This is a genomic window from Peribacillus sp. TE19612 (genome assembly GCF_056279465.1).
In genome coordinates this window covers 1-16,280 of the sequence record NZ_JBWCCL010000030.1, presented here as the reverse complement: position 1 = coordinate 16,280, position 16,280 = coordinate 1, and the positions used below count along the sequence as shown (strand labels likewise).

Here is a 16,280-nt window from a genome sequence, read left to right as displayed (position 1 = left end):
GGAGCATCGACTCTGTGAGACATGGGAGGGTTGACCTCCATGAGACATGTGGATATCCTAAAGTGCGATCATAACATTGCTTAAACCAATTTTTTTCCTATAATTGGCTAGTTTAGCATACACTTTTTTCGATAAATCCCTATCCTAGAGGAGTAATGCCGAGCTTACATAGATAACGGTTAATGATATAACTATGAAATCCTAAGAATTCTAGAGCAATCGTAAGATTGTGTTTAGTTTATTGAGGGAGGATAGTTGCATAAGAAGTAGTAAAATTGAGTTGATAAAAGATTGAAATCCCTCATCTTCCATTGTTTATAAATGGTACAATAGGAAAAAAGAGGTGTGAGTATGAGGAAGTTATTATGGAGTTTAAGTTTGGTTGTTATCATTGTGGCGTTAGGGGGATGTTCAAGTTCCTCTAAAACTTCGGGTTCTCCTGAAGCAAAAGACGTTGGCTATCAATATCAAATAGTAGAGTACGGTGGATTAAGTGATAAACGAGCTGTATTGGATAAAGATAATGTCAAAAAGATTGAAGATATTATAGCAGACGTCAAATGGGATAAAACAGTTTCAGTTGATAAAGGTAGCAAAGAAGATGCTGTATTTTGGTTTATAGACCAAGATAACAAGGAAGGGCAGAAATATAAGGTCTGGTTCAACGAAACTGGCTCCGCAGACGTGCAAGATGGGAAGCAAGTATGGGGAGTTTTGGAAGGGAAAGACGGTGAAACATTATCCTCTATTTTCAAACTTAATGATCAGAAATAAAGAATAGAGAAATATTAAACTCCCATGAAAATTAAAAAAGCTCAAAATCCAGAAAAAACCACAACAAAATAGACCCAGTACAAACGCTTTTTAAAAAAAGGCTGAGCCTTATGAGTAATCTGATTGAGTTTGGTCAATCGTTAAACAAAAACCTCCAATCATAGCATATTAAGTAGAGGCTAGCGCAACGACCAAAAAAGGATTAATCTCCCATGAGTGCTACCCATAAAGGGCGCGACAGTCGGTGGTACACCGTGGTCGCCGGAGTCAGACTAACGGATGGGCTCAAAGGCACCATAGTTCAACGACCTTCTTCGCCAGCCATTAAAACATTATCGACATAGAGACCAATTTTCATTCTCTGTGGTGAAGCGCTGAATTTTGCGCTTCATGGATGGCTAACGGGTGTGTTAGTTGATTAAGGATCACAAAAATAATCAAGAAGATTAAAAATATATGTTGTTCGAAAAAGGGGAGGGTACAGATATTGCCTTCCCCTTTGTGTTTACAGATAAATTTATATGACTGTATTGTTTATAATGTACTCGATTTTGTATCTCAAAACAGTTAGAGATTGAATTGGTGCGGTTTTGAGTGGATTAATAACTCTATGTACTCAAATTCATGTCCCCAATGTACTTATCTTTGTGTCTTCGTACAACATTTATCTGTCTTTGTATTTTATATCCTATACAAAACTAGTTAACATAACATATATATCAGGAAGTAGAAAAAAGAGCAACCCTTATATATCAAGGGTTGGCGTTTTTCGTTTTTTGTCGTTTATGCAGGATTTTATAAACCCTTGATGTAGCATCGGTTTACTAGCTTGTAAGATTTTTATACAGATCTATTCTTTGCATAAAAATCTGTATAAAAGGCAAATTGTCGGTCTCTAAGGGGTCCTACCACATTGCCATCAAGTTAAAGTGTTTTGTAGTACCCCTAGAACGAAATTTTGGACTTTCTTGTAACTTATAAGCTCAATTTATCGTTTTGGGGGGTGACCTATTTTCTTGGCTCGATGGGCATGGGGTACCGTCAGAAAAACGCGGATTTACAACGTTAAGGGGATCTGAATACAAAAATAATCGATTTTCACCTCGTTAAGGATGTAATCGGCTTTAGAACTATTCTTAAAGACCGCAATGATTCTAAATTGGTAACTCCTTTTGGAACAAAGCGATACTCTCCAAGAAAAGCAAACAGCATGATGGAAAAAGTTTTAAACAGTAATGGAAAACTTGTTGTTGGAAAAGAATCTAAATTTTTAGTTGGATAGGTTCTATATGGTTCTCAAAAAGATAGTATAACTGATAAAGAGAATGGATTTATATATGGGATATATGTGATGGAGGATTTTAGAAATAAAGGATATGCAAGAAAATTACTTGACCATTGTATCAATGACTTAAAAAGTGAAGGTTTTCATAACATCAGGCTGACTGTCTACAAAGGCAATAAAGCAATTAAGATATATGAGGAACTAGGTTTTGAAGAATTTAGAGTTGTTATGAATAAGAATATATAATAAGATTTCATTTAAAATCTCATCTTCATTACATCTATAGCTTATTCAAGAATAGGGCGCTTTCCTGGAACAAGGATAAGCGCTTATTTTTCATTTTAGAGCGCTTTAATTGAATAAAAAGGAGAATACATATTAGACATGTCTAATATGTATTCTCCTTTATTTTTTAGGCTCTTTATAATTTAGGTCTTGATAACTTGAGTTCCGTTAATATAGACACATTTTCCGGTATTGGCCCCACCTACGCCTGATACTATGACAGCCACACACGCCATCCAACCATTGTAATTGTAATGGAAACCGCTTTCATTTCCGGAGATACTAGAAAACATCATTGAACTTCTTATTCTTCGATTTAGTGTTTCATGGTTGTTCCTCTTAGTAGTTTCTCAGCTTTAATTATACATAACCCCTTAGGTTCTGATCCAGCAATACGATCTGATTGTACATGAATCCTTAATTTATTTTTATCGGTTCTCAGATATAAAAGGCAATCGTCTTCACTTTTTTATCTCTTCCTTCCTTCTGATATTAAATTTTCAATAAAGCTTTGGAATATTTGTCGATCTCTGAGACTTATATCTTTCGGAAAAGCTGACCATTTAAAAAATTGAACCTTTTGTACTTCTATATCATCAGGTTTTAAATCTCCGCTCCGTATGTCTTCGGTAACGAAGGCTAAGGTAATAGGATAATATTCATCACCATTTGGTAGCTTGGTATAATAGTCCTTACCTGAAAAAACTCCAATTAGTTGAAGGTTACCGATAGTAATTCCCGTTTCTTCCAACAATTCGCGTTTGCAGGCCTCTTCAGCCGTTTCTCCTATTTCAATGAAGCCGCCTGGAAATTTCCACTTTTTATCAGACTCTACCATTAGAAAGCGGAAGTGCTGGTCGATAACCAAAACGGCGACCCCAGTAAGTATCAAAGGTTTTGTTCCAACGAGAGCACGTAAATCTTCAATGTATCCCATTTCATTTCTCCTTTCATAATTAATCTTTATCTTTCTAAGAAACTATTAAATGGAAAATCCCCTTTTATATAAATCACGATTAATATTCCGGCATGGCTAACGATCCAATCCGTTGGAGCACTTTTTCAGAAAATCGATCTAGGTGCTCTAAAAACGAGGAAACTGATTTTCGGATATCCTGTCGGGTGGCATGAAGCCGATTGACGATGACACTCTCTTTTAGCCATTCTCAAATATGCTCTACAGTGTTTAGATTAGGAGAGTAAGCTGGAAGAAAAGAGTCAGTTGAGGTTCCTGTTCTTGCAGGAAAGGCTCTAGGAGAAATTAAATCGAATTTAAATATATTAAATTCACAATGGTATGGATTTGAAAGGGACAAAAACATATATTTTCCGTTTTTGTGTAAAAGTCATAATTGTAGGGGAACAACCTATTGTAAAAAATGGTATTTACCCAAAACAATCCATTATATTATTCATATTACTAGATTAGAGTTGTCCAAAGGATAAAAAGAGGTGATACGCAAGAGTTAGATGATTTTAAATTAATCAAAGTTGAAAGAATAGAACAGAACAGTGAGAAAGAGCTTATTATTCATAATCCTACTAACCTAAAATTAATTAGGGATGGAAGTCAAGGTGCAGTTTTTTCAGCATAGTGAAGATCGCTGCGTAAAAAACTTTGGGCTTGTGTGTCTCTAACTTCCGGAATCACTGAGGAAATCATCTACAGGGGATTTTTGATTTATGCTTTCAGTTACCTCCAGACAGGTCCATCTGGTTCGTTCTTCTACTCTCTCGCTGCTATTTCGGCTGGCACACACCTATCAAGGAGTTTCCGGGGTTATTCGAGTAAGTCTTGTCGGCTTATGGTTTTCCATCGTTTACGTTGGTCTAGGTTCAATTATTCCATTGATCATCTTCCATGATCTAGTAGACTACTTTGATGAAGAAATATCAAAATTATAGTCGAATTTTGTTTGGAGACAGCTGCGGAAAATCTCTCTTTTATTTTTATGTTCGTAAATCAGAAGGTGAAACGGAAACAGAAGTTTTACGAAGGAGAAATGGGAATAACTCTGCTTACACTCTATGAAAAATAAACAACGTGAAATTGAGTAGCCTTATTTGCTCCGTTTAGCCTTCATTTTGGCTCCGTCGGGCATGGACATGTAGTTTTTCCATTCGGAATAGAATTCCTGGTCCATGTCTTTGACCTGTTGCAAAAAGAGGTCAGTTAGTCCAAGTTCGGATAATGTATTTAACAACCGTACCGGTATGGGTTTCCGTTTATATGCATTTGCATGATCGACGGTTTTCAAAATTTGCTGTTTATCAACAAAAATGTGGCGAATGACGCAGATATCCAAATTGGTAAAACCCAATCGTTTCATTTCCCTTTTCATAAAAACAATCTGCCGTGTAATCGATTCTGTTATCGTACCATGTTCCTGAAGATAATCCCGTAATGAAGGACCATAGATATATTCCATGATGATATAGTTGTGGCCGGATTCGAAAAGCTTCGGCATGAAAGGTAATCCTTGCCCTTTTAACATCGCTTCTTTTTCCTGTTTTGCGACCTCCGGTTTTAAAAAAATTTTTACGCAGCTGTCTTCCGACAGCTTGAAAACTGCCCCCTGAAGCCCTTTTCCTATAAAAGGGTACGAAGTCGGATTATGGATAACCAGTTCTTTTTGTTCATTGCGGGTGACGGTAATGGAGTCGAAATCGCTCATGCTGTTTTTCTCCTTTTCTATAAAGGGTGTCTTGCACTTTAAGATGATTCATTATATGCAAACAAGAGGATATTAGGTAACGGCGATTAACCAGAGCAAGTTCAAATCCTTTACATAAAATATACAAAGCCGTTAGCTAAAGCCATAATTCTATCTGAACAATATCGAAGAATGTAAATTAAAAAGGATTAAATGACCGCTAATAAACGGTTAGAAGTCTAGAGCATTTTCTACCCTTCATCATAAAATATTAAAGCGGTGAACTACAGCTCATAGAGTCAAATAACTATAATTTCGAAGGAGTTAAAGACAAATGGATGATATTAAATCTATACGTGTGATCAGGGAAGGAGACAATAATATAGAAGTTGTGGATAATCCAACCTCATATCCGCTAATTGGAACGGGGAAGCATGGGGCGGTTTTTAAAATTTCTTCGGATCAGTGCGTAAAAATTTACACAAAACCCAAAAATGTCTTGAGAGAGAGTGAAGCTTTAAAAACCGCACAAGACTCGCCCATTGTTCCAAAACTTTATGAGGTAGGAGACAACTATATCATTATGGAGTACATTGAGGGTCCTACCTTAAAGGAATATTTAGAAGCAAAAGGCAATATAACACAAGATATTACCAAAAAAATCCTGTCCTTGATTCAAGAAATGAAGCGATTGAACTTTGTCCGGGTGGATCCGAAGTTAAAGCAGGTCATCGTAACCAGGGAAGAGGAATTAAGAGTAATAGATCATGTTTTCTCATATTCGAAGAAAAAGGCTGACATCCCTGTGGGGTTATTGACAGGTCTAAGCATATTGGGTTTATTATCTACGTTTTTGGAACAGGTAAAGCTTATCGATCCGCAATCCTATGAAGAATGGAAAGATTTTAAGGAGATGGAGAAAAATGGATGATTTTAAAGCTATTCAAGTGAGAAGGGAAGACGACAATGACGTAGAAGTTGTTCATAATCCAACCTCGTATCCGGTCATTGGAAGGGGGCATCATGGCGCCGTTTTTAAAATTTCTTCGGATCAATGCGTGAAAATTTACGTAAAACAAAAGCACATTTTGAAAGAGAGCGAAGCTTTAAAAATCGCACAAGACTCTCCCGTTTTTCCAAAGCTTTATGAGGTTGGAGACAACTATATCGTTATGGAGTACATTGAGGGCCCCACGTTAGAACAATATCTTGCATCAGAAGGCGATATAACAGAAAATATTACGCAGAAAATCTTATTCTTGATACAAGAAATGAAGCGATTAAACTTTTTCCGATTGGATGCGAGCTTATATCACATTATCGTTACCAATCAAGGGGAACTAAGAGTAATAGACCTTGTGAGTCATATGAAAAAACGGTACGACCGGCCTGAGAAGCTCATGAATGGCCTGAAAAAATTGGGGTTATTACCGGCGTTTTTGGAACAGGTAAACAAGTTCAATCCACAATCCTATGAAGCATGGAAAGATTTCAAGGAGTGGAAGAAAAGTGAATGACTTTAAATCAATTCGTGTTACCAGGGAAGGAGACAATGAAGTGGAAGTTGTTCATAATCCGACCTCATTTCCGTTAGTCGGAAGGGGGAAGCATGGTGCCGTTTTTAAAATTTCCTCGGATCAATGTGTAAAAATTTACGTAAAACAAAAGAACATCTTGAAAGAGAGCGAAGCTTTAAAAGCCACGCAGGATTCGCCCATTGTTCCAAAGCTTTATGAGGTAGGGGAAAACTATGTCATTATGGAGTATATTGAGGGTCCTACTTTAGAACAATATCTTGAAGCCAAAGGCAATATAACAGAAGATATCACCGGCAAAATCCTATCCTTGATACAAGAAATGAAGCGGTTAAATTTTGCTCGGTTGGATCCGCGATTACGTAACATCCTGGTAACAAAGCAAGAGGAACTTAAAATAATAGACCTTGTGCACTCATTTAAAACGAAGAAAGACCGCCCTGACCGGCCAGAGTACCTCATGGCAGATTTAAAGAATTTGGAAATATTATCGTCGTTTTTGGAGCAGGTAAAACTTCTCGATTTGCAATCCTATCAGGAATGGAAAGATTTCATATAGAACACATAAACTCCCTGCTTATAGGGAATTTATGTTCTGACTGTAGACAAACTCGATTTTCATCGAGTTTGTCTACAGTTTTTTTAGGGGTTTGTACTATTTGAACGTTGCCTCCAAGCACTCGCTTTCCGCGGGCGGTCCGGGAGCCTCCTCGGCGCCTTTACGCCTGCGGGGTCTCTCTTGGACGTGCTTTTCCCACAGGAGTCTCGAACTCTTCGTTCCAATCAACTTTGTTTTAACTTTTAGAAAGAACCCTTTTGCCTAAAGTCTTTATGTTTTAAAATAGAATTATTAAAACTTGAGGTGATGAGGATGCTTTCTAAACATGATTCTATTCAGCGAGATCAACTTGAAATGATTACTTTAGATCAACTGGTGCCAGCGAACCATTTGGTTCGTAAAATTGAGGCGGCCATTGACTTCTCTTTCATTTATGATTTTGGTGAAAGATATGTATTCAGAGGTAGGACGTCCAAGTATTGATTCAGTTATATTAGTTAAACTGACTTTCATTCAATATACCTTTGGTATTCGTTCAATGCGTAAAACAATTGAAGAAGTTGAAACAAATATGGCTTACCGTTGGTTCTTAGGCTATAGTTTCCATGATAAAGTGCCTCATTTCTCAACGTTAGGGAAAAATTATGAACGATGCTTTAAAGATACAGACCTATTTGTATAGATTTTTTATCGTATCTTAATGACAGCTGCTGATAAGTTAATAAGTGCAGTGCACGTATTCGTCGATTCCACACATGTGAAAGCCAGTGCGAATAAGCGGAAATTTGAAAAGAAAATCGTTCGCAAAGAAACACGAGCTTATCAAGGACGCCTTCAAGATGAAATAAATCAAGATCGTGAAAACCATGGACAGAAACCTTTTCCACCGGATAAATTTGATAAGGAAGAAACTAAAGAAATTAAAGAAAGTACAACTGATTCTGAGAGTGGCTACTATGTGAAAGATGAACGAACAAAACAGTTTGCCTATTCATTCCACGCGGCCGCAGACCGTAACGGTTTTGTATTGGGAACGATTGTAACACCTGGAAGATGTAAAACCTATATGCGAAACGTAAAGAAACGATTGAGCGTGTATTCGCAGATGCAAAAGAAAGCATGGTATGCGTTGGACTACTTTAAGGGGACTTAGAAAATTGTCGATGCAGGCGATGCTCACTTTCGATGCCATTAATTTAAAGAAAATGGCCAATTGAACATGGCAAGGTCCAAAAATGGCCTAACATAGTGGGCTCGTAGAGCCCCAATCTCTTAACTTTAGGAGAAAATTCAAAGGGAATTTCAAAAGGGGTTCGGAATTTTTTAATTCCGAACCCCTTTGTCTACAAACTGCACATAAACTCCCTGCTTATAGGGAGTTTATGTTTTTTCATTCAAAAAACATGCCCTTACTTCTTTCCAATTATTAACCCTCACATATCCGGTTTCATGGATATTATGCGGAGCGGTAAACAAAATTCCCTGCCCGATAAATCGTTTCAGATTCTTTGGGCTGTCGTCAATGAGATAATCTGCACGGATGATGCTCTTATCGCCGCAAAATACAAAATGAGCATCCGACAGAAACGGAAAGTGCTCTTTAAGCCATTCATATTTCGCGGTAAATGACGCAGGGTGTTTCATAGCCGCAGTTGCGATGAAGATTTCGTAATGCTTATGCAATTCCCGGATGACTTCCTGGCTATCATCAATAACCCTTAAATCACGGAAAAATGTTGGATTATCCAAATAGGCCAAAATTTCTTTTGCGATATGCGGGCGAAAGTTCCATAGCCTTGTTCCCTGCAAATCTGCGATGGATAGAGCCTCGTTAAAATTTTCATTATATAAATTCAGGTGTTTAAAAAGAAAATCTGCGATTACTTCGTCCATATCAATTGCAATCCGTCTCAGAGTAATCGACCTCCAGTTTTTATTGTTACGGTTATTATATGGGGATAAGAGAATAAAAAGAATCGGCGTATAACCAGAGCAAGTCCAGAGGGTTTACATAAAATATATAAAAGCAGTAAACCACTGTTAATAGAGTCATATTACACATCATTTAAGGAGTTGAAGAAACGTGGATGATTTTAAATCTATTCGTGTGATCAGGGAAGGTGAAAATAAAGTTGAAGTTGTTCATAACCCGACCTCATACCCGCTAATTGGCAATGGGAAACAAGGTGCCGTTTTTAAAATTGCTCCGGATAAATGCGTAAAAATTTTCGCAGACCACAATAAAGTCATAAAAGAGAGCGAAGCTTATAAAGCCACAGAGGGATCGTCCATTGTTCCAAAGCTATATGAGTTTGGAGAAAACTATCTTGTTTTGGAATACATTGAAGGTCCTAATTTACAAGAACATCTTGCATCAGAAGGCATTCTGACAGAAGATATGACGAAAAAAATCCTGTCTTTGCTGCAAGAAATGAAGCGATTAAAATTTATTAGGGTGGATGCAAGGTTAAAGCATATTTACCTTACCAAGGAAGGAGTGCTTAAAGTAATAGATCATGCAAACTCTTTTAAAATAAAAGAACGTCCCAAGCGGCCTGAATTGCTCATGACACGTCTGAACAGATTGGGTTTATTATCGACGTTTTTGGAACATGTAAAGCATATTGATCCGCAATCCTATGAGGAATGGAAAGATTTCATACGGGAGTTGAATCAAAGTGGATGATTTCAAATCTATTTCCGTTATCAGGGAAGGTGATCATGAAGTAGAAATTGTTCACAATCCAACCTCATATCCGCTAATTGGCAAGGGGAAGCAAGGCGCCGTTTTTAAAATTTCCGCGGATCAATGCGTTAAAATTTACGCAAAACAAGAGCACGCCTTAAGCGAGGGCGCAGTTTTAAAAGCCACACAGGAATCGGGTATTGCAGCTAAACTTTATGAGGTTGGAGAAAAATATGTCATTATGGAATACATTGAGGGTCATTCTTTAAAGCAATACCTTGAATCAAAAAGCGATATCACAGAAGATCTTGTCAAAAAGATCCTATTCCTGCTGAAGGAAATGAAGCGATTAAAGTTTACCCGGTTGGATGCGAGGTTAGACCACATCATCATAACGAAGGAAAACGAGCTTAAAGTTATAGATCTTGTGTACTCATTTTCATTTGAAAAACAGTGTTCCCTGCCCGAGAGGCTCCTGAAAGGTCTAAGGAAATTGGGTTTATTATCTTTGTTTTTGGAACAGGTAAAAAAGCTCGATCTGGAATTCTATGGGGAATGGAAAGATTTTATATAGAAACTCTATATGCAAATGCAGTTGGTTTGGTCCCATGCTTTGTTATGTATGTGTTCGCTGCTGATGATTTATGAAGCCCCCGATGGGGAAACAGTTATACGTCTAGAGCATTTACAATCCTTTAACATAAACTATATAAAGCTATGAACCAACCACACGTATAAGCAATGGCCTTATTCAAGGAGTTGAAGTAAAATGGAAGATTTTAAAGCTATTCGTGTTGCTTCTCTTATGAAAGGGGAGAAAGTAGAAGTTCTTCATAATCCAACTTCATTTCCGCTAATTGGACGAGGGAATCAAGGGGCTGTGTTTAAAATTTCTTCGGATCAATGCGTAAAAATTTACGCAAAACAAATGCACGCCTTAAGCGAGAGCACAGTATTAAAAGCTGCGCAGGAATCGTCCATTGTTCCAAGACTGTATGAAGTTGGAGAAAACTATATCGTCATGGAGTATATTGAGGGCCCTTCTCTAAAAGAATATCTTGAAGAAAAAGGCATGATAACAGAAGATGTCACAAAAAAAATTCTTTTCTTGCTGGAAGAAATGAAACGGTTAAAATTCACCCGGTTAGATTCGAGGTTGAAGGAAATCATCGTAACGAAGCAAGGGGGATTTAAAGTCGTAGACCTTGTGAGCCACTTTACAAAAAAGTCCAATCGGCCTGAGAAACTTATGACAAATCTAAATCATTTGGGTTTATTATCTTCTTTTTTGGAGCAGGTAAAAAAGCTCGACCCGCAACCCTATCTTGAATGGAAAGATTTCACATGTTAAAACCTATGAAAAACATATGTATGTATCGCCGACTTTACTTGCCTCTAAGTGAAACGTTCATTTACGAGCAAATAACCAATATGACCGAATATTGCCCGCATGTTTTTTATAGTGAACTCCTTGCTGAATCTGCTTTGCTTCCATTTTCAAATCTCTATCCTTATCGGGATCTTGAAACAACGATTCGGCATTTCCATGCTCATAATATCAGATTGATTTATGCTCGTTTCGGCACCGGTGGACTGCAAATGCTTCCAGTGAAACAAGCGACGAACCTGCCGATGCTTACCTCATTCCATGGTTACGATGTTTCCAGGAAAGCAGAAACTCTCATAGAGGATTATACGGCGAAATTGCCGGAACTCTTCATGAAAGGCGAGATGTTTACCGTAGTTTGTGAGCATATGCGAAATCGTTTAATTAACCTAGGCTGCCCTAGTCATAAAATTGTCGTGCTCAAATCGGGTATCGATCTAGACAAGTTCCCCTTTCATCCCAAAGCACCCGCAAAGAAGGATGAGATTGACATCTTAAGCGTCGGCCGTTTAACGGAAAAGAAGGGGATGAATATTCTCATTCAAGCATTTGCCCGGATTGCGGAAAAATATCCAAATTCAAGGCTAACAATTATTGGGGATGGCGAAGAAAGGGTAAATCTTGAGAGCTTAATCGAAAAACTGCATTTACATGGACGCGTAAAGCTAGTAGGAAAAAGGAGTCATCCGGAAGTGAGGGAACATTTAATGAACTGCGATTTGTTCTGTATCGCTTCCCTTACCGGATCGGACGGGAATGAAGAAGGGATTCCAAACGTGCTTATGGAAGCTCTGGCTGTGGGTAGGGTTGTTGTAAGTTCCGCACACGCGGGAATCCCGGAACTGATTCACCACGGCGAAACGGGATATTTGGTTCCGGAAAAGGATGTCGACGCACTATCCGCAATGCTGATTTATGCTATTGAACATCATAGTGAATGGATTCAGCTGGCTGAGAAGGGCCGCAGGAAGGTAGAACAGGAGCACGACATCCGAAAACAAGTCCGAAAGCTGGAACAAGTATTTACACATCTCATAAATTCTCCACAAAAGGATGATGAAACATGATCTCATTTTTGGTTGGCAGAGGTATGGGGCATCTCGGCAGGTGCGTTAGCATAACGGAAAGATTACTTCAATTACAACTTCCGGTTCAAGTGTTCGCCTTTGAGGGAACACATGATTATTTATCGGGAAATCTGAAGAGCCATGCCCCTTTAAAAGCCTATGAAGAATCCACACAGTTCGAAGATGGCAGACAAACCGAGTTATTAATAAATGATTGGCGGTCCGAAGTGGTTAGATTTCGTACAGAGGGTCTGCTCGATATAAACACAAAAATCGTTACGATCTATCACAGTGACTTTTCCATGCGTAGAAATGATTCGATTGAAATGCGGAAATATAAGGAAAAGATCATGGATATCGCAAATCATTCCGATATCTTTCTGCACATGAACCTTTTCCCGCCCAGGCGGTTTAATCCGAGATTAAACTGTATCTATATCCCTATTCCTATAATCACCAGGGAGATCAGCCAGTCGCCGGAAGAAGTCAAGCGCCAATTGGGTCTTCAGGAAGACGAGCAGTTTATTTTGATCCAAATGGGGGGCGGACTCGGCATTCACCGCTATCAGCAGATTGTGGAGTGGTATAAACATATTAACGGTCTTGCCGGAAGATATCGCTTTGTGGTGGCGGGGCAATTGAAAGAAGAAGATTACGAATTTGATAAAAGGATTATCAAAGCCCCTCTTTTCCCTAACGGTAGAAATCTTGTAAATGCGGCCAGTCTGGTCATCAGCAAACCTGGTATGGGCATTTTAGCAGATTGCATATCTACAGGGACCCCATTGCTTTTTCTCCCGGCTGATGATGCGGAACGCGAGCAAAAAATAAGTATGCTTAGAAAGATATTAAATAATGACTTGGGAACAATTAAAAAACCGGAAGAAATCGTAACAAAGATCGAGCAAGCTTTAGAAAAAAAACATGAAATTCAAAAAAAATTCAAGCAAATCCCTTCTAATGGCGCTGAGGTGGCAAGCCAAATTATTGAAATGGCATATCGGACACCGTTGTCGGATATGCCAAAAATACGGGAGGAGCTCCTGCGCTTGACTCCGTTTAGCTCCTATGGAAATAAGGGCTGATATGCTGAATTTATTCTTGGAAGCCAACAAGAAGACTCCCTTAAGTAGAAGTTCTACTTAAGGGAGTCTTCTTACTTCCTTCCATCTTCGGCGCGGCTTGTTATTGCATGCCTTCCGCCTTGAAAGGGGATATTGTTTTGAGGCAGTGTACCGAGACGTATCTCTTCTTCCAACAAAGCTGCTGCGTTGTCCTCGGGTTTATAACCGATCAGATCCTCCAGATAACCGATATCGTAGTAGTTGGATGTGTTCGCCGAGGTTCCATATAGGCTAAGAAAATCGATAGACGGATCAGCCTCGATGCAGCAAACTGTCAGCTGGACCATATCCCGGCAGGAAATCCAGATGCGGGACGCTCGCTCAGAAAGAGGGCGGTCATCTCCAGAAAAGTTGCCTATCCGGATATTAATCGAGGAGATGCCGTATTTATCGGCGTAATACCGTCCGAGCAGCTCAATATAGCATTTACTGAGCCCGTAAAAGCTGTCCGGCCGATAAGGGTCTTCCGGCTTGACCTGCTCCCCGACTCTATAAAATCCGGTAACATGGTTGGAGCCGGCAAAGATAATACGTTTCACCCCGTTCTTGCGTGCCGCTTCGTATAAATGATACGCACCGGTCACGTTAAGGGGCAACACTTTTCCGAGAAAGTCCTCTTCGTCTTTCGCCCACGCAAAATGCAGTACCGTATGCACCCCTACGGTCAATGCTTCAAGCCTGGCCGCGTCCGTTACGTCGAGCTGCACTACATTACGATCCCGGTCAGGCTCGATGTCCACCCCAAAGATGTCGTAAGTCCCGTGTTTTTTCAGCTCCTTGTGCAGTAGGCGGCCAATTTTGCCGTTCGCTCCGGTGAGCAAAAGTTTCTTTTTCTTTTGCGTATAGTAATCGATCATACCGGCTATAACATTACCCAGGTGATTTTTCTGCTTTACAAGAAATTGGTAAAGGGCCTCTCTATCATGCGTAGATACCTGCCACTCTTCAGGAATGGATTTGATAACTTCATAGATCAATTTGTTTGGCAAAGATATAATTTTTTCCACAAAAGAATGAAGTTCTTTCCGATCTTTGAGAAGGGAGAAGACCCATTGGTAAGTTTCTTGATAAAACGGTTTAAATTCCCGGTACTCACTAAGCGTTTTTGAAGACCATTTGTATTCCCCTGGAAAACATCTACCATGATCAATCATATGAACATAAAAGCAGCCTCCACTAAGACGCTCCAGAAGTAAATTGTTCACAGTCCGATCGAAATTATGCACCCATTGGTCGAGTACCACCATCCCGGCAAGCATTTCGGGATTTTTTATTTCGCTCTTGGATGGAGGATTATCAAATACATCATAAAATACAAAACTGTTTTCGATAAATAAACAGCTAATATGGCATCCGGAACTAAAATTGTATTTATCGGATTGTAATTCAGGAGTTTTCTTTATAAATTCCTCCGGTATATGAACTAGCTCGAAGGGGACAACGGGAAGTGAAAGGAGCTCCCCCAATTTACCGACCACATATTCATTAACTGCTTCTCTGGCCCTTTTTTCTCTAGTGCCGTTCCATTTCACTACATATTTTTTTCCGTCGCTGAAAAGGATAACATGGGCGGTTCCTCCCTCTAATGTTTGTATAAATGCGACCGGATTTATTCGCTGTCCCAAGGAGTCTATGCCTTGTTCCATAGTCATTGACCTCCATTTCTATTCTGTATTAAGCCGTATTACCTTCCACTAAATCAAATTTTCCAATTCATTTTCTTTGCATAAAACTTTTCAATATCCCTTGATCTTTTGCACTTTGTCCGTGCGGAAGAACCGACGGTTTAAAAAAATCCACCTTTTCTGTTTCTATACCATCAGGTCTTAAAATTCCCTGCGTATGTCTTTTGTTGCGTAATAATGGTAACATGAAATTATTCATCACTATTTGGTAGCTTGGTAAAAAAGTCCTTCTCTGAAATACTTCAATTAATTGCAGGTTGCCGATGTGCAGCCCGGTTTCTTCCCATATTTCACGCCTGGCTGTATCTTCAGTGGATTCCCCCAATTCTATAAAGCCGCCCGGTAGTTTTTGGACAGACTTCATCCGTTGGTGAAGTTGACCTTTTTTCATCATATGCATGGCTTCTATGTCACATACTATTGAAGTGGCAGTTTCATACATTTTAAATCCCAGCATGGAGCGTACTCGTTTCTTAATAAAACGGTGATCTTGTTCAACAATATTGTTCAGATAACAAACCTGTCTTATTCGGATGCCTTCAGGCATCTTTTGCTCTTCTTTTAGTTGTTGAATAGCAGCTGGATATGTTGGATTTTTATCGACTGTTATCACTCGAGATTTCGAAACATGAAAAGCAGCCAAGGCTTTCTTAAAAAAGCGCTTAGCTGCTTTGGTATCTCTGGATTTACTTAAATAAAAGTCAATCATATTTCCTCCCGAATCGACTGCACGATATAAGTACTTCCATTGTCCTTTTACTTTTATATAGGTTTCATCGACTCTCCATGAGTCGTTTGTCTGCTTGAGGTGGCACCGTATTCTTTCTTCTAATTCAGGTCCATATTGATGGACCCAACGCATAATCTGTGTGAGCTGTCGACAGGCCTCGCTCCTCCATTATTTCTACCAAATCACGAAAGCTCAAGTTGTACCGTAGGTACCAGCGCACCACATGTAAAATAATTTCTGGTTCATAATGCTTACACTTAAATTTTGCTGGTTTTTTCATACTGATACACATCCTTTTTAGTTTAGTAGTATCAGTATGTCCAAGTTTAGAGATGACTTGCAATCCATTTAATCTTTTGAACCAGAACCACTTGCATCTCACTTTTAAACGATTCCAAAGAAATTCGATTCCATTTAGTCCATGCGTACCTAGAGAGTCCTGCATAATATACTTGAAAAGGTCCAGGAAATTTGCTTACTATGCATGAAAGGAGATCATTTATTTGCAC

The 16,280-nt window shown here is 39.0% G+C and carries 16 protein-coding genes and 3 pseudogenes; 12 read left to right on the top strand and 7 right to left on the bottom strand.

Going from position 1 to position 16,280, the window contains the following annotated elements; all coding sequences use genetic code 11:
• Window positions 1-351: 351 nt before the first annotated feature.
• Both ACZ9AO_RS25800 and ACZ9AO_RS25795 read left to right on the top strand, forming a co-directional pair.
• A complete protein-coding gene (locus ACZ9AO_RS25800) occupies window positions 352-774 on the top strand; it encodes a hypothetical protein (protein WP_252296841.1) in 423 nt (140 codons plus the stop codon).
• A 1,309-nt stretch (window positions 775-2,083) separates the two neighbouring features.
• Window positions 2,084-2,305: a GNAT family N-acetyltransferase gene (locus tag ACZ9AO_RS25795; protein ID WP_476111241.1), complete on the top strand. Its 222-nt coding sequence runs from the start codon at window positions 2,084-2,086 to the stop codon at window positions 2,303-2,305.
• 508 nt (window positions 2,306-2,813) lie between these two features.
• Here the strand turns inward: ACZ9AO_RS25795 and ACZ9AO_RS25790 are convergent.
• A complete protein-coding gene (locus ACZ9AO_RS25790) occupies window positions 2,814-3,281 on the bottom strand; it encodes an NUDIX hydrolase (RefSeq protein WP_476111235.1) in 468 nt (155 codons plus the stop codon).
• Between the two features lie 746 nt (window positions 3,282-4,027).
• Here ACZ9AO_RS25790 and ACZ9AO_RS25785 point away from each other — a divergent pair.
• Window positions 4,028-4,249: a CPBP family intramembrane glutamic endopeptidase gene (locus tag ACZ9AO_RS25785; RefSeq protein WP_476111233.1), complete on the top strand. Its 222-nt coding sequence runs from the start codon at window positions 4,028-4,030 to the stop codon at window positions 4,247-4,249.
• A gap of 155 nt (window positions 4,250-4,404) precedes the next feature.
• On the opposite strand, the gene ACZ9AO_RS25780 is transcribed toward ACZ9AO_RS25785, so the two are convergent.
• Window positions 4,405-5,019 (bottom strand): kinase, encoded by a 615-nt coding sequence (locus ACZ9AO_RS25780; RefSeq protein WP_476111231.1) that lies wholly within the window; start codon window positions 5,017-5,019, stop codon window positions 4,405-4,407.
• A 313-nt stretch (window positions 5,020-5,332) separates the two neighbouring features.
• Here ACZ9AO_RS25780 and ACZ9AO_RS25775 point away from each other — a divergent pair, with 313 nt between their 5' ends.
• From ACZ9AO_RS25775 to ACZ9AO_RS25760, 4 genes and pseudogenes are all read left to right on the top strand, one after another.
• A complete protein-coding gene (locus ACZ9AO_RS25775) occupies window positions 5,333-5,929 on the top strand; it encodes an AarF/UbiB family protein (RefSeq protein ID WP_476111229.1) in 597 nt (198 codons plus the stop codon).
• Window positions 5,922-6,515 carry an RIO1 family regulatory kinase/ATPase domain-containing protein gene (locus ACZ9AO_RS25770; RefSeq protein WP_476111227.1) on the top strand — a complete coding sequence of 198 codons (594 nt, stop codon included), beginning with the start codon at window positions 5,922-5,924 and terminating at the stop codon, window positions 6,513-6,515. The genes ACZ9AO_RS25775 and ACZ9AO_RS25770 overlap by 8 nt, the downstream gene beginning before the upstream one ends.
• Window positions 6,508-7,092 (top strand): lipopolysaccharide core heptose(II) kinase RfaY, encoded by a 585-nt coding sequence (locus tag ACZ9AO_RS25765; protein WP_476111225.1) that lies wholly within the window; start codon window positions 6,508-6,510, stop codon window positions 7,090-7,092. The genes ACZ9AO_RS25770 and ACZ9AO_RS25765 overlap by 8 nt, the downstream gene beginning before the upstream one ends.
• A gap of 312 nt (window positions 7,093-7,404) precedes the next feature.
• Window positions 7,405-8,309: pseudogene (locus ACZ9AO_RS25760) on the top strand (transposase).
• 163 nt (window positions 8,310-8,472) lie between these two features.
• On the opposite strand, the gene ACZ9AO_RS25755 reads toward ACZ9AO_RS25760, so the two are convergent.
• The gene (locus tag ACZ9AO_RS25755) at window positions 8,473-8,985 is read right to left on the bottom strand and encodes a 5' nucleotidase, NT5C type (protein WP_476111223.1); all 513 of its coding nucleotides are present in this window, start codon (window positions 8,983-8,985) and stop codon (window positions 8,473-8,475) included.
• 190 nt (window positions 8,986-9,175) lie between these two features.
• Here ACZ9AO_RS25755 and ACZ9AO_RS25750 point away from each other — a divergent pair, with 190 nt between their 5' ends.
• The 5 genes from ACZ9AO_RS25750 to ACZ9AO_RS25730 all read left to right on the top strand — a co-directional run bounded on the left by ACZ9AO_RS25750 (window position 9,176) and on the right by ACZ9AO_RS25730 (window position 13,317).
• The gene (locus ACZ9AO_RS25750; protein WP_476111221.1) at window positions 9,176-9,778 is read left to right on the top strand and encodes a kinase; all 603 of its coding nucleotides are present in this window, start codon (window positions 9,176-9,178) and stop codon (window positions 9,776-9,778) included.
• Complete coding sequence (locus tag ACZ9AO_RS25745; protein WP_476111219.1) at window positions 9,771-10,352, top strand: hypothetical protein; 582 nt, start codon at window positions 9,771-9,773, stop codon at window positions 10,350-10,352. Before ACZ9AO_RS25750 ends, ACZ9AO_RS25745 begins: the two co-directional genes overlap by 8 nt.
• 195 nt (window positions 10,353-10,547) lie before the next feature.
• Window positions 10,548-11,129: a hypothetical protein gene (locus ACZ9AO_RS25740; protein ID WP_476111217.1), complete on the top strand. Its 582-nt coding sequence runs from the start codon at window positions 10,548-10,550 to the stop codon at window positions 11,127-11,129.
• Window positions 11,130-11,149: 20 nt separating this feature from the next.
• Window positions 11,150-12,232: a glycosyltransferase gene (locus tag ACZ9AO_RS25735; protein ID WP_476111215.1), complete on the top strand. Its 1,083-nt coding sequence runs from the start codon at window positions 11,150-11,152 to the stop codon at window positions 12,230-12,232.
• On the top strand, window positions 12,229-13,317 hold the full coding sequence (locus ACZ9AO_RS25730; RefSeq protein WP_476111213.1) for a glycosyltransferase: 1,089 nt from the start codon (window positions 12,229-12,231) through the stop codon (window positions 13,315-13,317). Before ACZ9AO_RS25735 ends, ACZ9AO_RS25730 begins: the two co-directional genes overlap by 4 nt.
• 71 nt (window positions 13,318-13,388) lie before the next feature.
• On the opposite strand, the gene ACZ9AO_RS25725 is transcribed toward ACZ9AO_RS25730, so the two are convergent.
• From ACZ9AO_RS25725 to ACZ9AO_RS25710, 4 genes and pseudogenes are all read right to left on the bottom strand, one after another.
• Complete coding sequence (locus tag ACZ9AO_RS25725) at window positions 13,389-14,213, bottom strand: NAD-dependent epimerase/dehydratase family protein (protein ID WP_476111239.1); 825 nt, start codon at window positions 14,211-14,213, stop codon at window positions 13,389-13,391.
• A gap of 48 nt (window positions 14,214-14,261) precedes the next feature.
• A pseudogene (locus ACZ9AO_RS25720) lies at window positions 14,262-15,002 on the bottom strand (HipA family kinase); the annotation flags it as partial.
• A gap of 67 nt (window positions 15,003-15,069) precedes the next feature.
• On the bottom strand, window positions 15,070-15,405 hold the full coding sequence (locus ACZ9AO_RS25715; protein WP_476111237.1) for an NUDIX domain-containing protein: 336 nt from the start codon (window positions 15,403-15,405) through the stop codon (window positions 15,070-15,072).
• Window positions 15,391-16,051 (bottom strand): annotated as a pseudogene (locus ACZ9AO_RS25710) (IS6 family transposase); the annotation flags it as partial. The pseudogene ACZ9AO_RS25710 and the gene ACZ9AO_RS25715, both read right to left, overlap by 15 nt.
• Between the last annotated feature and the right edge of the window lie 229 nt (window positions 16,052-16,280).